This is a genomic window from Cupriavidus sp. C1SS-2L (genome assembly GCF_057073735.1).
This window is the reverse complement of the sequence record NZ_CP172708.1, coordinates 294650-318429: the sequence shown is the minus strand read 5'-3', so window position 1 is coordinate 318429 and position 23780 is coordinate 294650. Positions and strand designations below refer to the sequence as shown.

The 23780-nt window shown below is 65.9% G+C and carries 20 protein-coding genes; 7 read left to right on the top strand and 13 right to left on the bottom strand.

Annotated features, from left to right (window positions below):
- Positions 1 to 37 precede the first annotated feature (37 nt).
- On the top strand, positions 38 to 2155 hold the full coding sequence (locus ACIGJG_RS01435) for an ATP-dependent helicase (RefSeq protein WP_041679793.1): 2118 nt from the start codon (positions 38 to 40) through the stop codon (positions 2153 to 2155).
- Positions 2156 to 2179: 24 nt separating this feature from the next.
- Here the strand turns inward: ACIGJG_RS01435 and ACIGJG_RS01430 are convergent, their stop codons facing one another.
- The 5 genes from ACIGJG_RS01430 to ACIGJG_RS01410 form a co-directional block, all read right to left on the bottom strand.
- Complete coding sequence (locus ACIGJG_RS01430; protein ID WP_011296472.1) at positions 2180 to 3376, bottom strand: class I SAM-dependent rRNA methyltransferase; 1197 nt, start codon at positions 3374 to 3376, stop codon at positions 2180 to 2182.
- A 209-nt stretch (positions 3377 to 3585) separates the two neighbouring features.
- The gene (locus ACIGJG_RS01425) at positions 3586 to 3891 is read right to left on the bottom strand and encodes a YbeD family protein (protein WP_011296471.1); all 306 of its coding nucleotides are present in this window, start codon (positions 3889 to 3891) and stop codon (positions 3586 to 3588) included.
- 55 nt (positions 3892 to 3946) lie between these two features.
- Entirely contained in the window at positions 3947 to 5146 is a 1200-nt protein-coding gene (locus ACIGJG_RS01420; protein WP_011296470.1) for a D-alanyl-D-alanine carboxypeptidase family protein, read from the bottom strand.
- Positions 5147 to 5209: 63 nt separating this feature from the next.
- A complete protein-coding gene (locus ACIGJG_RS01415) occupies positions 5210 to 5851 on the bottom strand; it encodes an alpha/beta hydrolase (RefSeq protein ID WP_011296469.1) in 642 nt (213 codons plus the stop codon).
- A gap of 157 nt (positions 5852 to 6008) precedes the next feature.
- Positions 6009 to 6329, bottom strand: coding sequence for a (2Fe-2S) ferredoxin domain-containing protein (locus tag ACIGJG_RS01410; RefSeq protein WP_011296468.1), 321 nt, complete (start codon positions 6327 to 6329; stop codon positions 6009 to 6011).
- Between the two features lie 408 nt (positions 6330 to 6737).
- Between ACIGJG_RS01410 and ACIGJG_RS01405 the strand changes: the two genes are divergently transcribed.
- The 3 genes from ACIGJG_RS01405 (at position 6738) to ACIGJG_RS01395 (ending at position 11432) form a co-directional block, all read left to right on the top strand.
- Positions 6738 to 8036 (top strand): dicarboxylate/amino acid:cation symporter, encoded by a 1299-nt coding sequence (locus ACIGJG_RS01405; protein WP_041679792.1) that lies wholly within the window; start codon positions 6738 to 6740, stop codon positions 8034 to 8036.
- Between the two features lie 82 nt (positions 8037 to 8118).
- The gene (locus ACIGJG_RS01400) at positions 8119 to 10098 is read left to right on the top strand and encodes a sensor histidine kinase (RefSeq protein ID WP_011296466.1); all 1980 of its coding nucleotides are present in this window, start codon (positions 8119 to 8121) and stop codon (positions 10096 to 10098) included.
- Between the two features lie 8 nt (positions 10099 to 10106).
- Entirely contained in the window at positions 10107 to 11432 is a 1326-nt protein-coding gene (locus tag ACIGJG_RS01395) for a sigma-54-dependent transcriptional regulator (RefSeq protein WP_011296465.1), read from the top strand.
- A gap of 243 nt (positions 11433 to 11675) precedes the next feature.
- On the opposite strand, the gene ACIGJG_RS01390 is transcribed toward ACIGJG_RS01395, so the two are convergent.
- The 5 genes from ACIGJG_RS01390 to ACIGJG_RS01370 are packed head-to-tail and all read right to left on the bottom strand — an operon-like array spanning position 11676 to position 17533.
- Entirely contained in the window at positions 11676 to 12545 is an 870-nt protein-coding gene (locus ACIGJG_RS01390; RefSeq protein WP_140949333.1) for an alpha/beta fold hydrolase, read from the bottom strand.
- Positions 12546 to 12604: 59 nt separating this feature from the next.
- Positions 12605 to 13876 (bottom strand): 3-(3-hydroxy-phenyl)propionate transporter MhpT, encoded by a 1272-nt coding sequence (gene mhpT / locus ACIGJG_RS01385; RefSeq protein ID WP_011296463.1) that lies wholly within the window; start codon positions 13874 to 13876, stop codon positions 12605 to 12607.
- Between the two features lie 44 nt (positions 13877 to 13920).
- Positions 13921 to 14709 carry a 2-keto-4-pentenoate hydratase gene (gene mhpD / locus ACIGJG_RS01380; RefSeq protein WP_140949334.1) on the bottom strand — a complete coding sequence of 263 codons (789 nt, stop codon included), beginning with the start codon at positions 14707 to 14709 and terminating at the stop codon, positions 13921 to 13923.
- A 20-nt stretch (positions 14710 to 14729) separates the two neighbouring features.
- A complete protein-coding gene (locus ACIGJG_RS01375) occupies positions 14730 to 15674 on the bottom strand; it encodes a 3-carboxyethylcatechol 2,3-dioxygenase (RefSeq protein ID WP_220631235.1) in 945 nt (314 codons plus the stop codon).
- A gap of 2 nt (positions 15675 to 15676) precedes the next feature.
- Positions 15677 to 17533, bottom strand: coding sequence for a bifunctional 3-(3-hydroxy-phenyl)propionate/3-hydroxycinnamic acid hydroxylase (locus ACIGJG_RS01370; RefSeq protein ID WP_140949336.1), 1857 nt, complete (start codon positions 17531 to 17533; stop codon positions 15677 to 15679).
- Positions 17534 to 17801: 268 nt separating this feature from the next.
- Here ACIGJG_RS01370 and ACIGJG_RS01365 point away from each other — a divergent pair, with 268 nt between their 5' ends.
- The 3 genes from ACIGJG_RS01365 to ACIGJG_RS01355 all read left to right on the top strand — a co-directional run bounded on the left by ACIGJG_RS01365 (position 17802) and on the right by ACIGJG_RS01355 (position 20188).
- Positions 17802 to 18584 (top strand): DNA-binding transcriptional regulator, encoded by a 783-nt coding sequence (locus ACIGJG_RS01365; protein ID WP_140949337.1) that lies wholly within the window; start codon positions 17802 to 17804, stop codon positions 18582 to 18584.
- A gap of 158 nt (positions 18585 to 18742) precedes the next feature.
- The gene (locus ACIGJG_RS01360; RefSeq protein ID WP_220631234.1) at positions 18743 to 19720 is read left to right on the top strand and encodes an NAD(P)H-dependent flavin oxidoreductase; all 978 of its coding nucleotides are present in this window, start codon (positions 18743 to 18745) and stop codon (positions 19718 to 19720) included.
- Between the two features lie 99 nt (positions 19721 to 19819).
- Positions 19820 to 20188 (top strand): YbaN family protein, encoded by a 369-nt coding sequence (locus tag ACIGJG_RS01355; RefSeq protein WP_011296457.1) that lies wholly within the window; start codon positions 19820 to 19822, stop codon positions 20186 to 20188.
- 4 nt (positions 20189 to 20192) lie between these two features.
- Here the strand turns inward: ACIGJG_RS01355 and ACIGJG_RS01350 are convergent, their stop codons facing one another.
- The 3 genes from ACIGJG_RS01350 to ACIGJG_RS01340 all read right to left on the bottom strand — a co-directional run bounded on the left by ACIGJG_RS01350 (position 20193) and on the right by ACIGJG_RS01340 (position 23771).
- Complete coding sequence (locus ACIGJG_RS01350; RefSeq protein ID WP_140949338.1) at positions 20193 to 21443, bottom strand: phenylacetate--CoA ligase family protein; 1251 nt, start codon at positions 21441 to 21443, stop codon at positions 20193 to 20195.
- An 87-nt stretch (positions 21444 to 21530) separates the two neighbouring features.
- Entirely contained in the window at positions 21531 to 22346 is an 816-nt protein-coding gene (locus ACIGJG_RS01345; RefSeq protein ID WP_011296455.1) for an ABC transporter ATP-binding protein, read from the bottom strand.
- Between the two features lie 87 nt (positions 22347 to 22433).
- Positions 22434 to 23771: an ABC transporter substrate-binding protein gene (locus ACIGJG_RS01340; protein WP_011296454.1), complete on the bottom strand. Its 1338-nt coding sequence runs from the start codon at positions 23769 to 23771 to the stop codon at positions 22434 to 22436.
- Positions 23772 to 23780 lie beyond the last annotated feature (9 nt).

Genomic DNA, 23780 nt, shown 5'->3' with positions numbered 1-23780 from the left:
CTCATCCGCCCTGCGCCCCGGCGCTTCCGAACCGCCCGTGTCACTGGATCTTGCCCCTCTCGCGGAACGCCCGTCCGCTCCCGCCGCAGTCGTCTCCCCGGACGCTGATGTTCCGGCATACCTGTCGCGGCTCAATCCGGAGCAACGCGCGGCGGTCGAGCACCACAGCGACGGACCGCTGCTGATCATCGCCGGCGCAGGCTCGGGCAAGACCAACACGCTCGCGCACCGCGTCGCGCATCTGGTGCTCAATGGCGCCGATCCGCGCCGCATCCTGCTGCTCACGTTCTCGCGACGCGCCGCGGCGGAGATGGGGCGGCGTGTGGAGCGCATCGTCGATCAGGCGCTTGGCACCAATACGGGCGCAGGCCGCGCCGCGCTGCAGTGGTCGGGCACATTCCACGCGATCGGCGCGCGCCTGTTGCGCGAGTATGCAGAAACGCTGGGCCTGTCGCCCGCCTTCACGATCTGCGACCGCGGCGACGCCGCCGACCTGATGCACGTCGTGCGGCACGATCTCGGACTGTCCGAGCAGGCCAGCCGCTTCCCGAAAAAGGAAACCTGCCTGTCGATCTATTCGCGCGTGGTCAACACGCAGGCGCCGCTCGAAGACGTGCTCAAGCACTGGTTCCCGCGCTACACCATGTGGGTAGATGCGCTGCGCACGCTGTTCGCGGGCTATGTGGAGGCCAAGCAGAAGCAGCAGGTGCTCGACTACGACGACCTGCTGCTGTACTGGGCGCAGGCGCTGACGGAACCCGCGATCGCGCAGGACATGGGTGCGCGCTTCGACCATATCCTTGTCGATGAATACCAGGACACCAATGCGCTGCAGGCTTCTATCCTGCTGGCGTTGCGGCCCGACGGGCGCGGCCTGACCGTGGTCGGCGATGACGCGCAGTCGATCTACGCGTTCCGCGGCGCAACCGTGCGCAATATCCTCGATTTCCCGGCACAGTTCACGCCGGCCGCGCATCAGGTCACGCTGTCGCAGAATTACCGTTCGACGCAGCCGATCCTGCACGCCGCCAATGCGGTGATCGGGCTGGCTGCCGAGCGCTACACGAAGGATCTGTGGTCGGAGCGGACCTCGGCCGAGAAGCCCGGCGTGGTCGTCGTCAACGATGAAGCCGACCAGGCCCGCTTCGTGGTCGAGCGCGTGCTCGAGCGGCGCGAGGCCGGCCTGTCGCTGATGTCGCAAGCGGTGCTGTTCCGCGCCGCCGACCATAGCGCGCAGGTCGAGATCGAGTTGGCCCGGCGCAATATCCCGTTCGTGAAGTTCGGCGGGCTCAAGTTCCTCGAATCCACGCACGTGAAGGATGCGATGGCGGTGGTACGCTGGCTCGAAAATCCGCTCGATCGCATCGCTGGCTTCCGCACGCTGCAGTTGCTGCCCGGCATCGGGCCCAAGACCGCGGCGCGCGTACTCGATGCGCTCGCGGTCGCCACGGAGCCGCTCTTCGCGCTGGAATCGTTCGAGCCGCCGCCTGCTGCCGCGCCGGCCTGGACAGACCTGCTGACACTGGCCCGCACGCTGCTGGGGCCCGCATCACCGTGGCCGTCGGAGTTCGAGCAGGTTGTCGCCTGGTATCAACCGCACCTGGAACGCATCCACGACGATGCCGCCGCGCGCATGGCCGACCTGCAGCAGCTCGAACGCATTGCCGCGACCTATGCCTCGCGCGAGCGCTTCCTGACCGAGCTGACGCTCGACCCGCCGAGCGCGTCCAGCGATGAATCGGGCGTACCGCTGCGCGACGAGGATTTCCTGATCCTGTCGACCATCCACTCGGCCAAGGGCCAGGAATGGAAGGCGGTGTACGTGCTCAATGCCGTGGATGGCTGCATGCCGTCGGACCTGGCCACCGGCACCACGGAAGAGATCGAAGAGGAAAGACGGCTGCTGTATGTGGCGATGACGCGCGCCAAGGACCATCTGGATGTCGTCGTGCCGCAGCGCTTCTACGTGCATCAGCAGCCGGGGTTCGGCGACCGGCACGTCTATGCGTCGCGCACGCGCTTCCTGCCGAATCGCGTGATGCCGAACTTCTACAGCCGGTCCTGGCCGCCTCCGCCGATGCCGGGGGAGGCGCCGTCGAAGGCTACGCTGGCGCCGGTGGACCTGGCCAGCAGGATGCGGAATATGTGGCGGTGAGCCTCACGCTTCCGCCGTATCCCTTTACGCCACCTTCTCCAGCAGCAACCCCTTCAGGTACTCCCCTTCCGGGAACGCCGCCAGCATCGGGTGATCCGTGCCGGCCGACAGACGCCGCATGATGCGCGCATCAGCGCGCGCATCCGTCACCGCACCGGCCACGATCTTCTGGAACAGCTCCATGCTGATCGCACCCGAGCACGAGTACGTGAACAGCAGCCCGCCCGGACGCAGCAACTGCATGCCGACCAGGTTGATTTCCTTGTAGGCACGCGCAGCGCGGTCGATATGCTGCGACGACGGCGCGAACTTCGGCGGGTCGAGCACGATCAGGTCAAACTGGCGGCCCTCCGCGCGGAATTCGCGCAGCGTCTTGAACACGTCGGCGTCGAGCCACGTCGCGCGGTTCTCATCGAAGCCGTTGAGCGTGACATTGCCGGCGGCGATCTTCAGCGCCTCGCCCGAGGAATCGATCGACGTCACCGACGTGGCGCCACCGCGCAGCGCGGCCAGCGAGAAGCCGCCCGTGTAGCAGAAGCAGTTGAGCACCTCGCGGCCCGCCGCGAGATCGCCGACGAGTTTGCGGTTGTCGCGCTGGTCGACATAGAAGCCAGTCTTGTGGCCGTTGCGCACGTCGACGTAGTAACGCACGCCATGCTCGGTCACCGACAGCGCCGGGTCAGGTTCAGCACCGGCCAGCACGCCGGTCACGAGTTCCAGTCCCTCGCGCTGGCGCACGGCGGCGTCGGACCGCTCGTACACGTTCGGGCAGCCGGTCTCCTTGACCAGCGCCTGCACGATGGCGGTCTTCCAATGCTCCACGCCCGCGGCGTTGAACTGGCACACGAGCTGGCCGCTTTCGCCATTGCCGTAGTAGTCGACGATCAGGCCCGGCAGGCGGTCGGATTCACCGAAGATCAGCCGTACCGCGTCGCTGTCCTTCACCCACTGACGGCGATGCGCCACCGCCGCCGAGATGCGGCGCTTGAACATGGCGTGGTCGACGGGCTCGTTCTCGTCGAAGGTCCACACGCGTGCGCGGATCTGCGATTCGGGGCTGTAGGCGGCCTTGGCCAGGAAGCGGCCATCGGCGGCGCGCACGATGACGGTGGCGCCCGGCTCGCAGCGGCCTTCCGTGGTCGCAATGCCCGTCGCGTAGATCCACGGGTGGCGGCGCAGCAGGGATTTTTCCTTGCCGGGCTTGAGGGTGATGATGTTCATGTTGGTATGGGGAAAAGCTCGCCACGCCAGAAGCGTTTCTCACACTGCGGCGCGGCCCCCTCTCCGTGTACGGGAGAGGGGTTGGGGGTGAGGGGCGGAGTATCAACGAAGTGACGGGCGCTGGTATGCCAGTGCCTGCCCTCACCCCCGGCCCCTCTCCCGTGCGCGGGAGAGGGGAGAAAACACGCGTAATTCGAAACGGCAATGCCTTACAGCACCACCTTGACCATCGGATGCCCTGTCAGCGCGCGATAGATATCATCGAGCTGTTCGCGGCTTGTGACCCACACGGTCACGGTCAGGCCCAGGTAGTTGCCCTTGCTCGACGGACGCATTTCCATCTTGCCCGCGTGGAAACCAGGGTCGAATTCCTGCACCAGCGCCACGATGGCTTCGGCAAAGCCGTCCTGCATCGCGCCCATCACCTTGATGGGGAAATGGCTGGGGTATTCGATCAGCGACTGTTCGGGCGGAATGTCGCCCGGTTTGCCGCCGCCAGTATTGTCGGCTGTCATGTCAGTATCTCCGGCAGCCCGGCGCACGGATGGCGCACCGGACCGCTCTATCCCATCACTTGCGCTTGAACCACAGGCGGATGGTGTCCCACAGGCGGCCGAAGAAGCCGGCTTCGGGCACTTCCTCCAGTGCCACCACCGGGAATTCTGCCACCTTCGTGTTGCCATCCATCAGCTTCACCGAGCCCACCTGCTGGCCGGCGGCGATCGGGGCGATCAACAGTTCCTGACGCTCCAGCACCGGCTTCAGGCGGCCGCCCGTGCCCTTGGGCACCGTGACGAAGGTCTCGTTCTGCACGCCGATCTTGACCGTGCCGGCCTTGCCCTTGTAGATGTCCGGCGTAGCCAGCACCTGGCCCTTGTCATACAGGCGCAGCGTGTCGAAGAACTGGAAGCCGTAGTTGAGGATCTTCAGGCTTTCCTGGGTGCGCACCTGTTCGGTGGTGGTGCCGATCACGACCGAAATCAGCCGGCGCGATCCGTTCGGCACATTGGCCAGCGGCCGCTTGGCCGACGAGATCAGGCAGTAGCCGGCCGACTTGGTGTGGCCGGTCTTGACGCCATCGACGGTCGGGTCGATATACAGCAGGCGGTTGCGGTTCGGCTGCTTGATTTTGTTATAGGTGAACTCCTTCTGCGAGTACATGCCGTAGTACTCGGGGAAGTCCTGGATCAGTCGCGTGGTCAGCGTCGCAAGATCCACCGCGGTGGTGTAGTGGTTCGGGTCGGGAATGCCGTCGGTGTTGGTGAAGTGCGTGTTCTTCATGCCCATGCGCTGGGCTTCGCGGTTCATCATCGCGACGAAACCCTCTTCCGAGCCGCCCACGGCTTCGGCCAGCGCCAGTGCGGCGTCGTTGCCCGACTGCACGATCAGGCCCATCAGCAGGTCCTGCACGCTGACCGGCTTGTTGGGCTCGATGAACATGCGCGATTCATCGCTTTTGACCTTCAGCACCAGCGTGGTCGGGACCACGGCCTGGTCCAGCGTCAGACGCTTTTCCTTCAGTGCCTCGAACGCCAGGTAGGCGGTCATCAGCTTGGTCAGCGACGCGGGCTCGATGCGCTGGTCCGCGTTCTGCGAAGCCAGTGCCTGGCCGCTGGTCACGTCGAACAGCATCCAGGACTTGGCGGCCACCTGCGGCATCGGCACACCCTGGGCCAGCACGGCGGCGGGCGCGGCGGCGAGCGTGGCTGCCGCGACGATGGCGGCGGGGGCAAAGACGGACGCTAGGCGCGGCGTGGCTCTGTTCAGCATGTTTTCAGTTTCCGACAAGATAGATTTCGCGAAAGACGGTAGCGGCTACGGGCAAGGCCGTCCTTACCGGTCCCACGCGTTGACGACGAGCTGCTTGATCAGGTGCAGCTTGCGATGAAAGAAATGATCGGCGCCCGGTATGACAATCACGGGTAGTTCCTGCGGGCGAGCCCAGTCGAACACGCTCTGCAGCGGCACGGTGTCGTCCTGCTCGCCGTGGATCACGATGGTATCGGCGGGCACATCGGCCACCTGCCAGCGGCTCGCGGCGGTGCCGACCAGCGCCAGGCGCTGCGCGGGCGTGCCGGCATCGGCCAGGCGCTTGGCGACGTGCGTGGTCACGAAGCTGCCGAACGAAAATCCGCCCAGGGCCAACGGCAGCGTCGCGGCATCAGGCGACCATGCGGTCTGCTCGCGCATCCATGCGATCACGGCCAGCAGGTCGTCCTGCTCGCCCACGCCGTTGTCATGCTCGCCGGCACTGTTGCCAACGCCGCGGAAATTCGGACGCACCGTGGCATAGCCAAGCTGCACGAAGCAGCGCGCCAGCGTCTGCGCGACCTTGTTGTCCTTGGTGCCGCCGAACAGCGGGTGCGGGTGCGCGACCAGCGCCAGTCCGCGCGGCGCGGATTGCGGCAGGTCGACCGAGAGGTCGATCGCGCCGGCCGGGCCGGCAATGGTCAATACCTGGGTATGCGCGTTCATGATGACGATGGACGATGCAACTGGGGCAATGAAAAACGCTGCCGCTGCGCTCGCGCTGGAGCGGCATCGCTACGGTAAACACTGGAAAAAACCTCGGAGACATCCGTGATGCGGGCTCTGCCGCACTGGCAGGCACCGCATTCAGCGGTTCAGCGGTTCAGCGGTCCACCATCAACCGCTCCACCGGCTTGCCGTTCAGCAGATGGCTGTCGATGATTTCGTCGATATCTTTCTCGTCGACGAAGGTGTACCAGACGGCCTCGGGGTAGACCACCAGTACCGGTCCGAGTTCACACCGGTTCAGGCAGCCGGCCTTGTTGATGCGCACGCGGCCCTCTCCGCCGGCGATGCCCAGTTCCTTGCAACGCTTCTTGGCGTACTCCTGCATGGCCTTGGCATTGTGCTGGGCGCAGCAGTTCTCGCCGGCCTCGCGCTGGTTGAGGCAGAAAAAGACGTGGTGCTTGTAGTAGCTGCTCATGCGTGCTGGGGAAGATGGCTTGCCGCACCGGCACAGGGTTAGGCGCGTCCGGCGGCATGGGTGGAAGCTCGGAATTATACGGTGTGCGGAGGGCCGGACCAGGTCAATCCGGCTTCCGCAAGCATGGTCTGCGCTCGCTGTCGCCCAATCCTGCCGCCTCATGTGCCATATGGGGCACCCCCACGCGCGCAGGCATTCCGGATCCCCGGAGCCGGCGATTCCGGATTTCCGGAAATCCGGAGTGCCGGACCCTGCGCCCCGCTGCATGTCGTCTTTCAAATCAAGGGGTTACGAATCCGGCGCGCCCTGGCATAGCCATTGCAAATCCAGATCCCGAGACGCGCCGCATCCGCGACGGCGCGCGCCCGCCGCCCCCGGCGGGTTACGGCCCAAAAAACCGAGGACGACATCATGAGGAAACCCTTCTACAAGATCCTGTACGTGCAGGTGCTGTTCGCCATCTTCGTCGGCATCCTGCTGGGCCATTTCTGGCCCGACACAGGCGTTGCCATGAAGCCGCTCGGCGATGGCTTCATCAAGCTGATCAAGATGATCATCGGGCCCATCATCTTCTGTACCGTGGTGACCGGCATCGCCGGCATGAGCGACATGAAGAAGGTCGGCCGGGTCGGCGGCAAGGCGCTGCTGTACTTCGAGATCGTGTCGACATTCGCGCTGCTGATCGGCCTGGGCGCGGCGCACCTGCTCAAGCCCGGCGTGGGCTTCAACATCGACCCGGCCACGCTGGACACCAAGGCGATCGAGCAGTACGTGTCCAAGGCTCACGGCCAGAGCACGGTCGAGTTCCTGATGCACATCATCCCGGACACGATCTTCAGCGCGTTCTCCAACGGCGACATCCTGCAGATCCTGCTGGTTTCGCTGTTCTTCGGCGCCGCGCTGGCCGCCATCGGCGAACGTGCCCGCATCGTCGTCCAGCTGATCGAGCAGGTGTCGAAGGTGTTCTTCCACATCGTGCACGTCATCACCAAGGTCGCGCCGATCGGCGCGTTCGGCGCGATGGCCTTTACCATCGGCAAGTACGGCCTGGGCTCGCTGGTGCCGCTGCTCAAGCTGATCGGCACGTTCTACTTCACGGCCATCGTATTCGTGGTGTTCGTGCTGGGTGCGATCGCGCGCGCGACCGGCTTCAACATCCTGCGCTTCATCTCGTACATCAAGGAAGAGCTGCTGATCGTGCTGGGCACGAGCTCGTCCGAAGCCGCGCTGCCGCACCTGATGGAAAAGCTGGAAAAGCTCGGCTGCTCCAAGTCGGTGGTCGGCCTGGTCGTGCCGACCGGCTACTCGTTCAACCTGGACGGTACCAACATCTACATGACCATGGCGGTGATCTTCATCGCGCAGGCCACCGGCATCGAACTGACGCTGTTGCAGCAACTCACCATCCTCGGGGTGGCCATGCTCACGTCCAAGGGTGCCAGCGGCGTGACCGGCGCGGGCTTTATCACGCTGGCCGCGACGCTGGCCGTGGTGCCGACCATTCCGGTGGCCGGCATGGTGCTGATCCTCGGCATCGACCGGTTCATGAGCGAATGCCGTGCGCTGACCAACATCATCGGCAACGGCGTGGCCACCGTGGTGGTCTCGGCCTGGGAGCACGAGCTTGACCGCGCCCAGCTCAAGCGCACGCTTCAGCAAGGTGGCGAGGATGAGGCAGAACTCGCCGACGCCGGCCAGAACGTCTGACGCCTCGCAGGCAAGCGGCCGGCCCGGTGGGCCGGCCGCGCCGCAGCGAGTATCATCGGCGCGACAGCCTTCGCGCGCGCCGATGCCCCATTCCGACGACTTCCTCGCCGTACATGACCCCGCCGCCGCCCAGGCGGCGCACGAGCCCGGCAGCGAGAACCGCCGCTGGTGGGGCTTTGCCGTGGCATTGGCGGCCGGCCTCGTGCTGCTATGCGCGCTGACGTGGCTGGTATCCGTGCAGCGCGGCCTGGCAACACTGCAGGAAAGCACCGCTACACGCGCCGACCGCTACGCCGCCACGCTCGAAAGCACGCTCGACCGCTACGAATTCCTGCCCGCGCTGGTATCGCTGCACCCGTTCGTGCGTGGCCTGCTGCAGGCGCCCGATGATCCCGCACGCGTCGCTGCGGCCAACCATTATCTTGCTGAAGTCAACCGCCGCTCGCATGCGTCGGCCACCTACGTGATCGCCACCAACGGCATCGCGCTGGCCGCCAGCAACGCCGGCGAGCCCGGCAGCTTCGTCGGCACCGACTACCGCTTCCGCCCCTACTTCCAGATCGCATCGCGCGGAGAGATGGGGCGCTTCTATGCGATCGGCATCACCAGCGACGAGCCGGGCTACTACATCGCGCAGCCCGTGGAGTCGGGCGGCAAGGTGATCGGCGTGACGGTAGTCAAGCTCAACCTGGAGTGGTTCCAGCGTGCCGGCGGCGGCAGCGCCGAGCCGCTGATGGTCAGCGACGACCACGGCGTGATCTTCCTGTCGTCCGTGCCTGCCTGGCAGTACCGCACGCTGGGGCCGTTGCCGGCCGAGCTGCACGACGAGCTGGGCAAGACCCGTCAGTATCACGACCGTGATGTCACGCCGCTTCCGCTCGAACCGCTAACCTCGCCGGTCACCGAGTGGCTGGCCTCCAGGGCGCTCGACCCGGGCGCGCGCCTGGTGCGTGTGCGCGCCGACGGCCCCAACCCCGACGGCAGCGAGCGCGCGGACCGCTACCTCGAACTCGGCCGCAAGGTGGGCCCCGCGGAGTGGACCATGCAGGTGATGGCACCGCTCGACCCGGTGCTGGCCAATGCGCGCAATGCCACCGTGGCAGCGGCGCTGGCTTACGCGTGCATTTGCCTGCTGCTGGTCAATTGGCGTCAGCGCCGCCAGCGCGCACGCGACATGCTGTACAGCCGCCGCCTGCTCGAAGCCGCCTATGACGAGCTTGAGCGGCGTGTCGAAGCCCGCACGGCCGACCTGATGGCCATCAACGAAAAGCTCGAAGAAGAAGTCGCCGAACGCACACGCGCGGAGAGCGAGTTGCGCGCGGCACAGGACGAACTCGTGCAGGCCAGCAAACTCGCTGCGCTGGGTCAGATGGCCGCCGGCATCACGCATGAGCTGAACCAGCCGCTGGCCGCGTTGCGCACGTTCTCCGACAACACGCGCGTGTTGCTGGAGCGTGGGCAACTCGCCGCTGCGGAAGGCAACCTGTCCGCGATTGCCGACCTCACCGAGCGCATGGGCAAGATCACCGGCCAGCTCAAGCTGTTTGCCGGCAAGGCGCGCCCGCCGCGCCGTTCGGTGCTGGTCAGCGCCGCGATCGAGCACGTGCTGGCCCTGCTGGCGCCGCGGCTGACCGGCGTGACACTGCATGTTGATGGACTCCACGCACTGCCCAACATTGCCGTGCGCGCCGACGAACTCAAGCTTGAGCAAGTGCTGCTCAACCTGATCGGCAATGCGCTCGATGCCATCGCCAGCGCGGCGCCTGCGCAAGGGCGCATCGACGTTTCCGTCAGCGCCGACGCAAGCGCGGTGACGATCCAGGTGCGCGACAATGGCACGGGTATCTCGCCGGAAGACCTGCCGCGCCTGTTCGAGCCGTTCTTCACGACCAAGGAAACCGGCCAGGGGCTGGGCCTCGGCCTGGCGATCTCCTCGTCGATCGTGCGCGAGTTCGGCGGACAACTCAGCGCCGCCAATGCTGACGGCGGCGGCGCGGTATTCACCATCGTGCTGACGCGCGCACCGGTCGACGCCGGCGCAGGCGTCACCCAGACACATTGAGGCATCCCATGCAAGACGGTTTGCGCGTCCTCTTCGTCGAAGATGAACCGCTGGTGCGCCAGGCCACCGCGCAAAGCCTGGAGCTGGCCGGCTTTTCCGTGCTCGCGCTGCCCACGGCCGAAGCTGCCCTGCCCCACTTGAGCGCCGATTTTCCGGGCGTGCTCGTGACCGACGTGCGCCTGCCCGGCGCGAGCGGTCTCGAACTGCTGCATCACTGCCGCAACGCCGCGCCCGGCGTGCCGGTGATACTGGTCACGGGACACGGCGACATCACCATGGCGGTGCAGGCCATGCGTGAGGGCGCGTACGACTTCATCGAAAAGCCCTTCGGCGCCGACCGCCTGACCGAGACCGTGCGCCGCGCCATCGAACGGCGCGGGCTCGAACTGGAAAACCAGGCACTGCGCCGCGAACTGGCGGGGTCGGCCGCCGGCACGCGCATCATCGGCCGCTCGCATGCGATCGATCAGGTACGTGGGCTCGTGGCCAATGTCGCGGCCACCGACGTGCCGGTCATGATCAACGGCGAGACCGGCACCGGCAAGGAACTGGTCGCGCGCAGCCTGCATGCGTTGTCCAACCGCGCGGACGGCCCGTTCATCGCGCTCAATTGCGGTGCCGTCCCGGAATCGATATTCGAAAGCGAGATGTTCGGCCACGAAGCCGGCGCTTTCACCGGCGCCGGCAAGCGCCGCATCGGCAAGCTCGAACATGCGTCGGGCGGCACGCTGTTCCTCGACGAGATCGAAAGCATGCCGCTGGCGCTGCAGGTGAAGCTGCTACGCGTGCTGCAGGAAGGTACGCTGGAACGGCTCGGGTCCAATGCGTCGGTGAAGATCGACGTGCGCATCGTAGCCGCCGCCAAGGGCGACATGGACGCCTTGGTCGCGCAGGGCGTGTTCCGGCAGGATCTCTACTACCGCCTGAACGTCGTCACCATCGCGCTGCCGCCGCTGCGTGAGCGGCGTGAAGATATCGTGCCGCTGTTCGAGCATTTCATGCTCGTCGCGGCGGTGCGCTATCAACGGCCTGCGCCCATTCTTTCGGAGTCGCAGCGCCAGGCGCTGGCGCAGCGGCCGTGGCCCGGCAATGTGCGCGAGCTGCGCAATGCGGCTGACCGGCTAGTGCTGGGCGTCCCCGAAGGCGGGCAGTCCGGGGCGACCACGGCAGCACCGGATGAGAGCGCGCCGCTGCGGGAGCGCATGGAGCACTTCGAGCGTGCCGTAATCGCTGATGCGCTGGCCCGCACCGGCGGTGCGGTCAGCCAGGCGGCAGACTTGCTGCAGGTCGGCAAGGCAACGCTGTATGACAAGATCAAGCGTTATGGCTTATAGGAAACCTGCTACATAACCTGTCTCAGGGTTTTCACTACGCTGCCATGTCAACGTCACAATCGGCGGCTATATTTCGTGTGCGGTTGCGGCATTGGCAGGTGCCATGACTGCTTGCTTCTTTTATGAGTCTTCGTGGTAGTTGATGCCCCGCGTTTCTGCGGGGCGTTTTTTTGAGGTCTCAGCTGCACCTGGGACATTGCTCTTCGCTCGCGCCAAGAACGACACCCTGCCCCAAGCTCCCCCTCAATTCCCCAAAAAATCCACGACCATCCGATTAAACGCCTCCGCATGCTCCCACTGCGCCCAGTGCCCGCAGCGATTGAAGATATGCATCTGCGCATTCGGAATCCCGGCGATCAGCCGCAGCCCGACATCCATCGGCACGAAGCGATCGTCACGCCCCCAGATCACTAGCGTCGGCGCCGTGATCTCGCCCAGGCGCGAACCGTAGTCGGTGAACTGCTTGGGATTCGCCGCCAGGCTTTTCACGAAATTCTCGAGGTGGTCGCGCCGCGCCAGCATATTGTCGAGCCGCGCCTGCATCAGATCGTCAGTCAGTGAACTGGCGTCATAGACGAACACATTCATCATGCGCTTCAGGTTTTCGATCGACGGCTCGCGGTACAGGCCGTTGAGCAGCTTGATGCCTTCCGTCGGCATCGGCGCGTACAGGCTCGGGCCGCCGGTGCCACCACCCATCAGCACGAGCTTGCCCACACGCTGCGGGTTGGCAAGCGCAAATGCCACCGCGCTGTGACCGCCCATCGAGTTGCCAAGGATGTGCACGCGTTCGATATCAAGTTCGTCCAGCACACCCTTGAGCACGCGGCCATTGAGTTCCGAACGCGAGCCCGCGTTGACGACAGGATCGCTCTTGCCCCAGCCCGGGCAATCGACCAGCAGCACGCGATAACCGGCCGCGACCAGCGGCTCGACATTGCGATTGAAGTTGGCCCAGCCGGTCGCGCCGGGACCCGAGCCGTGCAGCATGACGACAGTCTCGGCACCGGCGCCGGTGTCGTTGCAGTGGATGCGGAATTCGGTATCGCCATCCTTCACGGTCACGAAACGGCTTGTGCCGGCTTCGGTGATGGCTTGTACGTTCGCTTGCATGTTGATCTTCCTTGCTCGACTGAATCTGTAGGGAATGGAATGTGCTGACAGTGCGCCGCTCACGCGCCGCGCCCGCCTGGAACTGCCGCGCCGGATGCCAGGCGCGGCGAGAATGAACCCACCACCGCCAGCGCGGCGAGTGCGGCGATGACGATCAGCGGAATGCTCGCGGCTACCAGCATCGACGCACTCTGGCCCAGCGCGAACAATTGCCCGGCGACGAGCGGCCCGAGGATCGAGCCCAGCCGGCCGATTGCGACTGCCGCGCCTACGCCTGTGCCGCGCACCTGCGTCGGATAGGCCTGGCCGGCCAGCGCGTACAGCACCGACTGCCCGCCCACGAGGAACAGGCCGCAGAAGAATGCGCCGACCGCCATCGAAGTACTGCCGCCCGCGCCGGACAGCCCCGCCAGTGCGGCGCCGATGCCCACGTACATGCCGACCACCGTGAGGCGGCGGCTGAAGCGGTCCATCACGTTGGCGATGCCCACCGCACCGATGCCGCCACCGATGTTGAACATCATCATTGCGATGCCCGCCTGCGTTCGTGTCAGGCCGTTGGACAGCACCATCGAGGGCAGCCAGTTCATCAGGAAATACAGCACGATCAGCGTGCCCAGATAGCTGATCCACAGCGCGAGCGTGGTACGCGTACGGCCGTCGCCGCACAACGCCTCGACAAAGCCCGGCGTGGCTTCGGTGCGCTTCACCGATTGCGACTTTGCTTCGACGAACTGTGCCGATTCGGACAGCCACAGCGCGAGCAGCGGCACCATCAGCAGTGGCCCGAAGCCGCCCACGTAGAAGATGTGCCGCCAGCCTTCGTCAGCGGGGCTGACGATCCCGATCGCGGCGGCGAGTGCTGCGCCGAACGGCATGCCGCAGTACATCGCGCCAACGGCGGTGCTGCGCTGCGCGGGCGACGCCGCTTCCGAGCACAGCGCGATCAGGTTGGGCATGGCGGCGCCGAGGCCCAGGCCCGTCAGCAGGCGCGCGGCCAGCAGGCTTTCAAAGTTCCACACGAGCGTCGTCGCCAGCGAGAACGCGCCGAACAGCGCGACCGACAGCATCAGCACGCGCTTGCGGCCCAGCCGATCAGCCAGCCGGCCGCCCAGCGCCGCGCCCGGCAGCAGGCCGATGGCGCCGGCACTGAAGGCCCAGCCCATTTGCGCCACCGACAGCGAGAACTCCTTTGCTATGCGGGGCGCGGCGACGCCGGCTGATTGCAAGTCAAGCCCCTCCAGCAGGGCGATGGCCAGGCACAGGCCGATGGTGGTGATGCTGCTTGTTGTGCTGCGCCCGTTAGCGCCGCTGCTGTTTGATGGTTGCATTCTTGTCTCCGCTTTTGTCTGTGTGTGCCGCTCTTGGTGACGGCTTATGCGGCGAACGTCGCGCGGACGCTGCCGAGTCCTTCGATTTCGGTGGTGTAGGTGCCGGGCTCGGTCACGGCGACCATCGGGCCGAGCGCACCGGTCAGCACCACGTCTCCAGCACGCAGCGGCGTGCCGAGCTGCACCATGCGATCCGCAAGCCAGACCGCCGCATTGAGCGGGTTGCCGAGGCAGGCCGCACCGTTGCCGCGCGACAGCACTTCTCCGTCGCGCGACAGCGTCATCGCGCATGCAGTGAGATCGACGGCGGACAGCGGCACCGGACGGCTACCGAGCACGAACAGCGCGCTCGACGCGTTGTCGGCGACGGTATCGACAAAGCGAATGTCCCAGTTCTGGATGCGGCTGTCGACGACCTCGATTGCCGCCAGCGCGTAGGCGCTCGCGCGCAGGATGTCGGCAAACGTATGACGCTCGTGCGTCAGGTCGTGCTCGAGCACCAGTGCGATCTCGGCTTCGACCTTCGGCTGGATCAGGCGCGACAGCGGCATCGGCTGGCTGTCGCCATACGCCATGCTCGCGAACAGCGCGCCGAAGTCGGGCTGGTCGACGCCGAGCTGCTTCTGCACGGCCAGCGAAGTCAGGCCGATCTTGCGGCCGACGATGCGTTCGCCTTGTGCGAGGCGCGCGTCGACGTTGGCCTGCTGCACGGCATACGCGGTGGCGATGTCATCGATCGCGATCTCGCCACGCACCGGCGCGACGGTCTGGCGCGTGGCCTCGGCATCGCGCAGGCGTGCTGCGATGGCGTTGACGAAATTAGGTTCAGTCATCGGGGTTCTCCTTGATCGGGTCAGACCGCTGCAGGCTCGGCATGCATGGTGGCGAAGCCCGCGATCCACTCAGGAATCGCGCGGTAGAAATCGAGCGATGCGCGATACGGCCCGTACGCAGCCAGCGCACCGAATGCAGCCACCCACGTGCGAATCTCGTGCGCCGACTTGCCGCCGTCGCGCGTGATCGCGTCGTTGGTCATGCCATCGACGGCGGTGAGTTCACCGGAAGCGAGCAGCGACAGGAATGCGCGGTCCCACTCGGGATTGAGCGGATGCAGGTGGCTGTCGCCCGCGACGAAAGCCTTCGCGGCGGCAACAGTGCGGGCCTGGCGCGCGGCGCGCGATTCGGGCGACGGGTTGCGTCCTGCGATCAGGCGTTCGGCAACTTCCTCGCTGGCGCCGGCCAACTCCGGCACCGGCGGCTCATGCGAGATGCCGCCAGAACCGACCACCAGCACACGCTTGCCGGTACGCGACAGGAAGCGGCCGACCGCATCGCCGAGCAGGCGCGCGCGGCGCAGTGTCGCCATCGGCGGCGCCACGGAATTGATGAACACGGGGATGACCGGATAGCGATCCAGGCTGCCGGTCAATGCCGCGAGCGCATCCGCGCAGCCATGGTCGACCTGCATGCGGTGCGACAGCGCGACATCGATATCGGCGGCCATCACGCTTTCGGCCAGCGACAGAGCGAGGTCCGCCGGCACAGGCAGCTTGCCGGCCAGGCTCTTGAAGTCACCGATCGCGGTGGCGGCTGCGCCGATGCAGAACGGCGGCATCACGTCATAGAAGAAGCCGTTGAAGTGGTCCGGCGCAAAGACCACGACCAGTTCGGGATCGAATGCACGCACGCGATCGCGCGCCGCAGCCTGTACGCGCTCGACCTCGGCGACGACTTCGGGCGCGGGGTCGACGTAGCCGTGCAACGGCGTATGCGACAGACATTCCAGTTGGATCGGCATCTTCATGCTCCTGCTGCCTGGGTAACGGTGACGGGGTCGAGCACGGGGCGCGACGTCTTGGAAGGGGTAGAGGCCTCGGCATAAGGCGGCACCTCCGTCATGCCGAGCTTGCCGGCGAGTTCAGTGATGGCCTCCGACACCTGCTGGGGCGAGCACACGCCCGCAACGAAGCGATCCGGACGCAGCAGGACCACCGACTGCGGCAGGCGGCTGAACCATTCCTTCAGGCGGCCGCTTGCATCGCCGATCGCGATCACCCCATCGGGCACGTCGTCGCCGTGACGCAGTTGCACATCAGGCTTGGCGAGTACGAAGCGCATGCCGGCCTTCTCGGCGAGCGCGCGTGCCTGCGGCGTCAGGCCGAAGGTCGGATCGGTGCCCCAGCCGATCACGGCAAAACCATTGCCGATGGCGTCGTCGAGCAGCGCGAGGCGATCATCGGCAGTACGTACGCGCGGCTGGATGAACATGCGGCCCACGGGCGAGCCGGCCAGCGGATCCTTGCCATACACCAGGCGACCGAGGAACGACTCGCGTTTCTCGCTCATCAGGCCAAGCAGGCGTCCCGGTGCCGAGTTGCCGGCGCGTTCCAGCATGCGGGCGAGCCAGCCGCCGCGATGTTGCGGCGGCGGCAGCAGCACCACGCCTTCCTCATAGCGCGGCATCGGCTTGAACCGCATCTCGATGAAGTAGCGCTTGACCGCGGGCAACACGTTGAAGCTGCGCACGAAGGCGTCGCGGAAGCGCACGCCGAAGCGCGTGTTCGGTGCGAAGATGTCGCCTGCCACTTCGGACAGGTGGATCATCGAACGCGCATGCGCACGGCGTTCGGCTGTGTAGGTGTCGAGCAGCCGGCCATCGGCAAGGCCCTTCGCGACCATCGCGAGCTTCCAGCCTAGGTTGTTGGCGTCGCGGATGCCGCTGTTGTAGCCCTGCCCTTGCCACACCGGCATGATGTGCGCGGCGTCGCCAGCCAGCAGCACGCGATCGACGCGGAACGTCGAGGCGAGCCGGGCGTTGTGTGTGTACACGCGCTTGCGGATGTAGTCGACCTTGTCCGGATCGGCCACCACCTTGCGGATCAGCGCGGCCATGTTCTCGGGCTTCGACAGCTCCTCTTCGGTCTCGCCCGGCATCACCATGAACTCGAAGCGGCGGATACCGTGCGGCAGCGCGGCCGAAACATAGGGGCGCTCGTGATCGCAGTGCATGTAGATGTGCGGCGAACCGACCGGGTCGTTGCGCACGTCGACGACGATCCACTGGTTCGGCTTGGTACGCCCTTCGAACGGCACCTGCAGCGCGCGGCGCACAATGCTGTTGCCGCCGTCCGCGCCGACCATGTACGCGGCGCGGATCGTGCGGCGCCGGCCGGCGCTGGTGGTCACCTCGACACTGACGCCGTGGCCGTCCTGCGTGAACGCCTCGACACCGTGGCCGAACAGCACCTGCACGTGCTCGAAGCGCTGCAGGCCCTCGAACAGCACGCGGTCGGCCAACGGCTGGATGAACGCATTGCGGCGCGACCAGCCGAACTCGTCGGTGCGCGGCTCGATGGACGCGAAGCAATGGCCGTCCTTCGTGACGAAGCGCATCCAGTGGTCAGGCGTGGTGTGCGGCAGCAGCGTGTCGGCAAGCCCGATCGCCTGGAACACGCGCAGCGCTTCGTCGTCGAGGCCGATGGCGCGCGGATAGTCGATCAGTTGGTCCAGCTTTTCGACGACCGTGACGCGCACGCCCTGCAGGCCGAGAATGTTGGCGATCATCAGCCCGACCGGGCCCGCGCCGATGATGGCGACGTCGGTATCGACATCGGGAAGACGGTCGGCGTGTACCGTCTGCGTGGCCGTGGTGTTCATAGGTCTCCTACTGTGCAAGGCACGAGCGCGCCCCCGCGCCGCTGTGGCGCGTATTGGCTCTGCTGCGATGAATTGGAATCAGGTGGCCGGCGATGCCGGCTGGGGTCAGGCGCCGGAACTGCGGCGCCGGCGACGGATCAGGCGGGTCATTGGGGGCGTCTCCGTGGATTTGCGATTTTCAGAGGAGTCTAGGCATCCGCCAGCGCGCGCTCAAACATTTCTATAAAATGTGCAAGGAGTGCACATCTTTGATTTTTAAGGATTTTCGATGACCAAGTACGCCAACGTGCGGGGGTTGTCACGCGGCCTGCAGGTGCTGCGGGCGCTCAATGCCATGGAAAACGGCCGTGCCACCAGCCAGCAGCTCAGCGAGGCCACGGGCCTGCACCGGACCACCGTGCGGCGTTTGCTGGAAACACTGGTCGAAGAAGGCTTCGTGCGGCGCAGTACATCGGACGACAGCTTCCGCCTGACACTCGACGTGCGCGCGCTCAGCGAAGGCTTCACCGACGACGAACGCATCGCCACCATCGCGCCGCCGATCATGGGACGGCTCCTGCAGCGCGTAGTGTGGCCGTCCGACCTGACCACGCCCGACGGCGACGCCATGATCATCCGCGAAACCACGCACCGCTTCAGCCCGCTGTCGTTTCACCGCTCCATGGTCGGCAGGCGGCTGCCGATCCTGCTGACCTCCGCGGGCCGCGTGTATTTCTCGATGTGCCCGGATGCCGAACGCGAAGACATTCTCGAAGTGCTGCGCTCTGGCGCGGGCGGCGAACAGCAGTTCAAGCTGGCGATGGATGACGCGTATATCCGCAACCTGATCCGGCAGACCCGCAAGGATGGATTCGGGTCGAATCATGGTGACTGGGCGGATCAGAAGAAGATCGGGGCGGTGGCCGTAGCGATCCAGGCGGAGGGGCGGGTGCTGGCGAGCCTGAATGTCGTTTATCTGGAGCAAGCGATCAGTCCGGCAGAGGCGACGCGGCGGTTTGTGCCGGAGTTGCAGCAGGCGGCGAAGGAGATGGTAGCTGCGTTGAGCGCGTAGTCGCGGCGTAAGCCGCCCCGCGGTTGCGCACCGCCCCGACGATTCCCCGATTTGGCGTAGATTGACGCTTCTAGCCCCTGCAATCGGAAAATCCCTATAATCGAACGACCGTTCATTTCAGGGTGCCACCGGCGCCCGCACGTGGCTCAGGAGACATCATGCCCGCCGCAAGACAACTGCCTCAGGCGCTCCAAAACCTGGCTCTTCCCGTCATCGCCTCGCCGATGTTTATCGTCAGCTATCCGGAACTGGTGCTGGCGCAGTGCAAGGCTGGCATCGTCGGTTCGTTCCCGGCGCTGAATGCGCGCCCGGCGGAGCTGCTCGACGAATGGCTCACGCAGATGCAGGAGGAGCTGGCCAGCTTCCAGGCCGCCAATCCGGGCAAGCCGGTCGGCCCGATCGCGGTGAACCAGATCGTGCATACGTCCAACGCGCGCCTTGAACACGACGTGAAGGTCTGCGTGGACCACAAGGTGCCGATCTTCATCACGTCGCTGCGCGCGCCGGTCAGGGAGATGATCGACGCCGTGCACAGCTACGGAGGCATCGTGCTGCATGACGTGATCAACCTGCGCCATGCCGAGAAAGCGCTCGAAGCGGGTGTCGACGGGTTGATCCTGGTCGCCGCCGGCGCGGGCGGCCATGCCGGCATGCTGTCGCCGTTCGCGCTGGTTGGCGAGGTGCGCAAGATCTTCGACGGCCCGATTGCGCTGTCAGGGTCGATCGCCACCGGTGACGCCGTGCTGGCGGCGCAGGCCATGGGCGCTGACTTTGCCTACGTGGGCACGCGCTTCATTGCCTCGCAGGAAGCGCACGCGAACGAAGCGTACAAGCAGTCGATCACCGATTCGGCCGCCGCCGACATCATCTACACCAACCTGTTCACGGGCGTACACGGCAACTACATCCGCGAGAGCATCGTCGGTGCCGGCCTCGATCCGGAGAACCTGCCGGTGGCCGACAAGACCAAGATGGACTTTTCCAGCGGCAGCTCCAAGACCAAGGCGTGGAAGGACATCTGGGGCGCCGGCCAGGGCGTGGGCCAGATCCACGACATCCCGCCCGCTGGAGAGATCATCGCGCGCATGAAGACCGAGTACGACGCCGCCAAAGCGCGGCTGGGTATCGCGCGCTAAGCTTGCCCCCAGCCGTTGCAGCCCGAGCCCCGCAACTCCCCTGCCCCGAATCTCGCTGCCGCGGTCGAACTGAGCCGCCGGCAGCGGCTGCTGCGCGCAATGTGGGTGACGCTGGGAGCGTTGAGCCTGCTGCTCGGGATCATCGGCATTTTTCTGCCGGTGCTTCCCACCACGCCGTTCGTGCTGCTGGCTGCGGCCTGTTTTGCACGTGGGTCGGAGCGCTTTCATGGCTGGTTGCTCGAGCATCCGCGCTTCGGGCCGCTGGTCAGCGACTGGCAGCGCCATCACAGCATTCCGCTGCGCGCGAAATGCCTGGCACTCGTGATGATGTGGACGTCGATGAGTGCCACCGCGTGGCTGATGCGTGCGCGGCCTCTGGCGTCGGCCGCCCTGATTGCGTGTGCGGCCGCCGTCAGCATCTGGATGCTGCGCCTGCCCACCCGGCCGCCGGGCGGGCACGGCAATTAAACCGCTAATCGTAGCGGCGGGCGTCCTCGATTACCTTGCCGTCCTGCGGCAATGACCCTGCCTGCACGAACGCCACCTCGCCGCGCAGGCGCATCACTTCGCGCAACGACTCCGCCACGGCCTGTTTCAGCCCGTCGTCGTCGCGAGCGGCGTCGCAATGCAGCGTCATCACGTCGGCACCCATGGTTCCGGTCACGACCAGCCGCGCAGCCCGGATTTCCGGATGGCGGCGCAGCACGTCCGCGACTTGCCCCGGATGCACGAACATGCCCTTGACTTTGGTAGTCTGGTCGGCGCGCCCGAGCCAGCCCTTAAGGCGGACATTGGTGCGCCCGCAAGGGCTCGCGCGATGCGAAGAATCGGCGACGATCGCCGACAGGTCGCCCGTACCAAAGCGGATCAACGGATAGTCGCCATTGCCGAGCACGGTCACCACGACCTCGCCGGTCTCGCCTTCGGGCATCGGCCGCGTGCCGCCCGGTTCGACGATCTCGACGAGCACGTTTTCATCGACGACCCATCCATCGCCGCCGTCCGTTTCGTAAGCGATGAGTCCGAGATCGGCCGAGCCATACATCTGCTGCACGCGGATGCCGCGCTCCTGGAACCAGCCGCGCAGCGATGGCGGCAATGCCTCGCCAGAGACCAGCGCTTTGGACAGGCTGTGGCATGGCGTGCCCATTTCCGCGCCACGATCCAGCAGCAGCTTGAGAAACGACGGCGTGCCCGCGTAGGCGGACGGCTGCAGGCTGGCCAGCGCCTGCACCTGCGACTCGGTTTGTCCGACACCTGCGGGGAACACGCAGCAGCCGAGCCGATGCGCGCCCGTCTCCATCATCATGCCGGCCGGCGTGAAGTGATAGGAGAAGGTGTTGTAGACCAGTTCGCCAGCGCGGAACCCAGCCGCGAACATGGCGCGTGCGATACGCCACCAGTCGGCGTCGTGGCCATCGGGCTCGTGGATCGGGCCCGGCGACTGGAAGATGTGGCGCAGGCCGCCGATCGGCGTGGCATTTAGGCCGCCCAGCGGCGGCATGGCCTTTTGCCGCGCGGTCAGGTCCGACTTGCGTGTTACCGGCAGCGCGGCCAGCGCTTCGCGCGTGGTCAGCGTGGCGGGATCCACGTCGCGCAGAAGTTCCGCGAAGTAAGGCGCATGCGCACGGGCATGGGCTACCTGGCGGGACAGTGCGGCCAGCAGCGCCTGCTCGCGGACTTCCGGCGCACGGGTTTCGAGCGAATCGAAGTATTCAGGCATGGTGGGATACGACGAATAAGTTCGGTGAATTCGGCGGGTGTTGCGCCCCTCTTCCGCTGAGGGGACGTGGCAAGCAACCGGAGTGCGTCACGCCAGCCAGCGCTTTCTGCGGCGATAGCTCTTCACATCGCGGAACGACTTGCGCTCTCCACCCTCCGCGTCGTTGGCGGCCACGCCAAGGTAGAACTCCTTGACGTCCTCATTGGTGCGCAGCGACTCGGCGTCGCCGTCCATCACCACGCGGCCGTTCTCCAGGATGTAGCCGTAGTCGGCATAGCGCAGCGCCACCATGGTGTTCTGCTCGGCCAGCAGGAAGCTGACCTTCTCACGCGTGTTCAGGTCGCGCACGATCTCGAAGATCTCCTCGACGATCTGCGGCGCGAGGCCCATCGACGGCTCGTCGAGCAGGATCATCGCGGGCTTGGCCATCATGGCCCGGCCGATCGCGCACATCTGCTGCTCGCCGCCGGAGGTATAGCCCGCCTGCGACTTGCGGCGCGTCTTCAGGCGCGGGAAGTAGGCGTAGATCTTCTCCAGCTCGTCGCGCGTTTCTCCGCGCGACAGGCCGCGCGTGTAGGCTCCGGTCAGCAGGTTCTCTTCGATGGTGAGGTGGGCGAAGCAGTGGCGGCCCTCCATCACCTGGATCACGCCACGCCGGACCAGGTCGTTCGGCGTGAGCTGGTCGACGCGGTCGCCGCGGTATTCGACCGAGCCCTTGGTGACGTCACCGCGCTCCGCATGCAGCAGGTTGGAGATGGCCTTGAGCGTGGTGGTCTTGCCCGCACCGTTGGCGCCCAGCAGCGCGACGATCTTGCCCTCCGGCACTTCGAGCGATACGCCCTTGAGCACCAGGATCACGTGATCGTAGATGACTTCGATATTGTTGACGGAGAGAAGGGTCATGGTACGGCTCTCAAATGTCTGGGGCCTCTCCGCCCGTGCACGCACGAGCGGAGAGCACACAACTGGCAGCGTTCACTGCCGCAGCAATCACGACTTCATGCACCCCGGCGTGATTCCCTTCTCCTTCGCGTACTGCGCCGCGGTCGCCTTGAACAGCGGGTGGATCAGGTTCTTGTTGCCTTCGATCCAGTCGGACACCACGACCCACTTGGTGCCGTCCCACTGCTGGATCTTCACCTTCCCCGAGCCCTCATGGTTGTCGCAGCTCGTCTTGATCTCCGGCAGCAGGCCGGTCGCCCCGAGCTGCTGCAGGCGTGCGTTGGTCAGGTTCAGGTTCTCGAACGCCCAGCGCATCTGATCGCCGGTCATCGGCTTGCCCTTGCCGAACTTCTCCTGTGCCACACGCACCGCCTCCACGGTCACCACAGCCGCGGAAACACCACGGTTGTAGAGCACCGAGCCAACCTTGTTCTTGTCCTGCATATTGCCCTTGCCCGCGCCGTACACCACCTTGTCGATGTCGGCGATCAGCGGCACGCCGCGGCCCGCCACGTTCCAGGTAGCGCTCATATAACCCTTGGCGGCTTCGCCGGCCGGCACGGTGTCCTCTTCGGAGCCCGCCCACCACGAGCCGATCATCTTGTCACGCGGGAAGCCCACCTTCTGCGCTGCCTTCAGCGCGGTCTGGTTCATCACGCCCCAGCCCCAGAAGATCACGTAGTCCGGGTTTTCCTGGCGGATCTTCAGCCACTGCGCGCCCTGCTCGTTGCCTGGGTGCGCCACCGGAATCTCCACCAGGTTGAACTTGCCCAGCTTGGCCTCGGCCTGCAGCGCGACGATCGGTTCCTTGCCATAGGCCGAGTCGTGGTACAGGTAGACGATCTTCTTGCCGGCGAGCGAGCCGCCATTCTTGGTCGCCAGGTATTTCACGATGGCCGACACCTGCATCTGGTAGGTCGTCACCAGCGGGAAGGCATAGGGGAACACAGAGCCATCCACCGCATCGGTGCGGCCGTAGCCCATCATCACCAGCGGCACCTTGTCGGCCGCGGTCTTGTCGACCAGCGCGTACGAGATGCCCGTCGACATCGAGTGATAGGCGGTGCCCTTGGTGGTGGCGTTTTTCGCCTTCAGGCGTTCATAGCACTCCACACCCTTGGCGTTGTTGTATTCGGTCTCGCACTCTTCCCAGCTCAGCTTGACGCCGTTGACGCCACCGTCCTTGAGGTTGACGTAGTTCAGGTAGTCGACGAAGCCGCCATACCAGGACTGCCCGTTGGCGCCATACGGGCCTACGCGGTAGCTCGGCAATGCCACGAACTGCTCGTTGGCCTGCGCCAGTGCGGATGCCGCCGGCGCCATCAGTGCGGCCGCGGCGCTCGCGGCCAGCACGGCACGCTGCACATTGCGAATCAGGGTTGTCATGACAGTCTC

Coding starts and splice junctions, on each gene's coding strand:
- mhpT (WP_011296463.1), bottom strand. CDS start 13,876: ATGCAACCATCAAACAGCAGCGGCGCTAACGGGCGCAGCACAACAAGC.
- ACIGJG_RS01365 (WP_140949337.1), top strand. CDS start 17,802: ATGACCAAGTACGCCAACGTGCGGGGGTTGTCACGCGGCCTGCAGGTG.
- ACIGJG_RS01350 (WP_140949338.1), bottom strand. CDS start 21,443: ATGCCTGAATACTTCGATTCGCTCGAAACCCGTGCGCCGGAAGTCCGC.
- ACIGJG_RS01410 (WP_011296468.1), bottom strand. CDS start 6,329: ATGAGCAGCTACTACAAGCACCACGTCTTTTTCTGCCTCAACCAGCGC.
- ACIGJG_RS01340 (WP_011296454.1), bottom strand. CDS start 23,771: ATGACAACCCTGATTCGCAATGTGCAGCGTGCCGTGCTGGCCGCGAGC.
- ACIGJG_RS01400 (WP_011296466.1), top strand. CDS start 8,119: ATGCCCCATTCCGACGACTTCCTCGCCGTACATGACCCCGCCGCCGCC.
- ACIGJG_RS01430 (WP_011296472.1), bottom strand. CDS start 3,376: ATGAACATCATCACCCTCAAGCCCGGCAAGGAAAAATCCCTGCTGCGC.
- ACIGJG_RS01395 (WP_011296465.1), top strand. CDS start 10,107: ATGCAAGACGGTTTGCGCGTCCTCTTCGTCGAAGATGAACCGCTGGTG.
- ACIGJG_RS01420 (WP_011296470.1), bottom strand. CDS start 5,146: ATGCTGAACAGAGCCACGCCGCGCCTAGCGTCCGTCTTTGCCCCCGCC.
- ACIGJG_RS01345 (WP_011296455.1), bottom strand. CDS start 22,346: ATGACCCTTCTCTCCGTCAACAATATCGAAGTCATCTACGATCACGTG.
- ACIGJG_RS01360 (WP_220631234.1), top strand. CDS start 18,743: ATGCCCGCCGCAAGACAACTGCCTCAGGCGCTCCAAAACCTGGCTCTT.
- ACIGJG_RS01355 (WP_011296457.1), top strand. CDS start 19,820: ATGTGGGTGACGCTGGGAGCGTTGAGCCTGCTGCTCGGGATCATCGGC.
- ACIGJG_RS01375 (WP_220631235.1), bottom strand. CDS start 15,674: ATGCCGATCCAACTGGAATGTCTGTCGCATACGCCGTTGCACGGCTAC.
- ACIGJG_RS01390 (WP_140949333.1), bottom strand. CDS start 12,545: ATGCAAGCGAACGTACAAGCCATCACCGAAGCCGGCACAAGCCGTTTC.
- ACIGJG_RS01370 (WP_140949336.1), bottom strand. CDS start 17,533: ATGAACACCACGGCCACGCAGACGGTACACGCCGACCGTCTTCCCGAT.
- ACIGJG_RS01415 (WP_011296469.1), bottom strand. CDS start 5,851: ATGAACGCGCATACCCAGGTATTGACCATTGCCGGCCCGGCCGGCGCG.
- ACIGJG_RS01425 (WP_011296471.1), bottom strand. CDS start 3,891: ATGACAGCCGACAATACTGGCGGCGGCAAACCGGGCGACATTCCGCCC.
- mhpD (WP_140949334.1), bottom strand. CDS start 14,709: ATGACTGAACCTAATTTCGTCAACGCCATCGCAGCACGCCTGCGCGAT.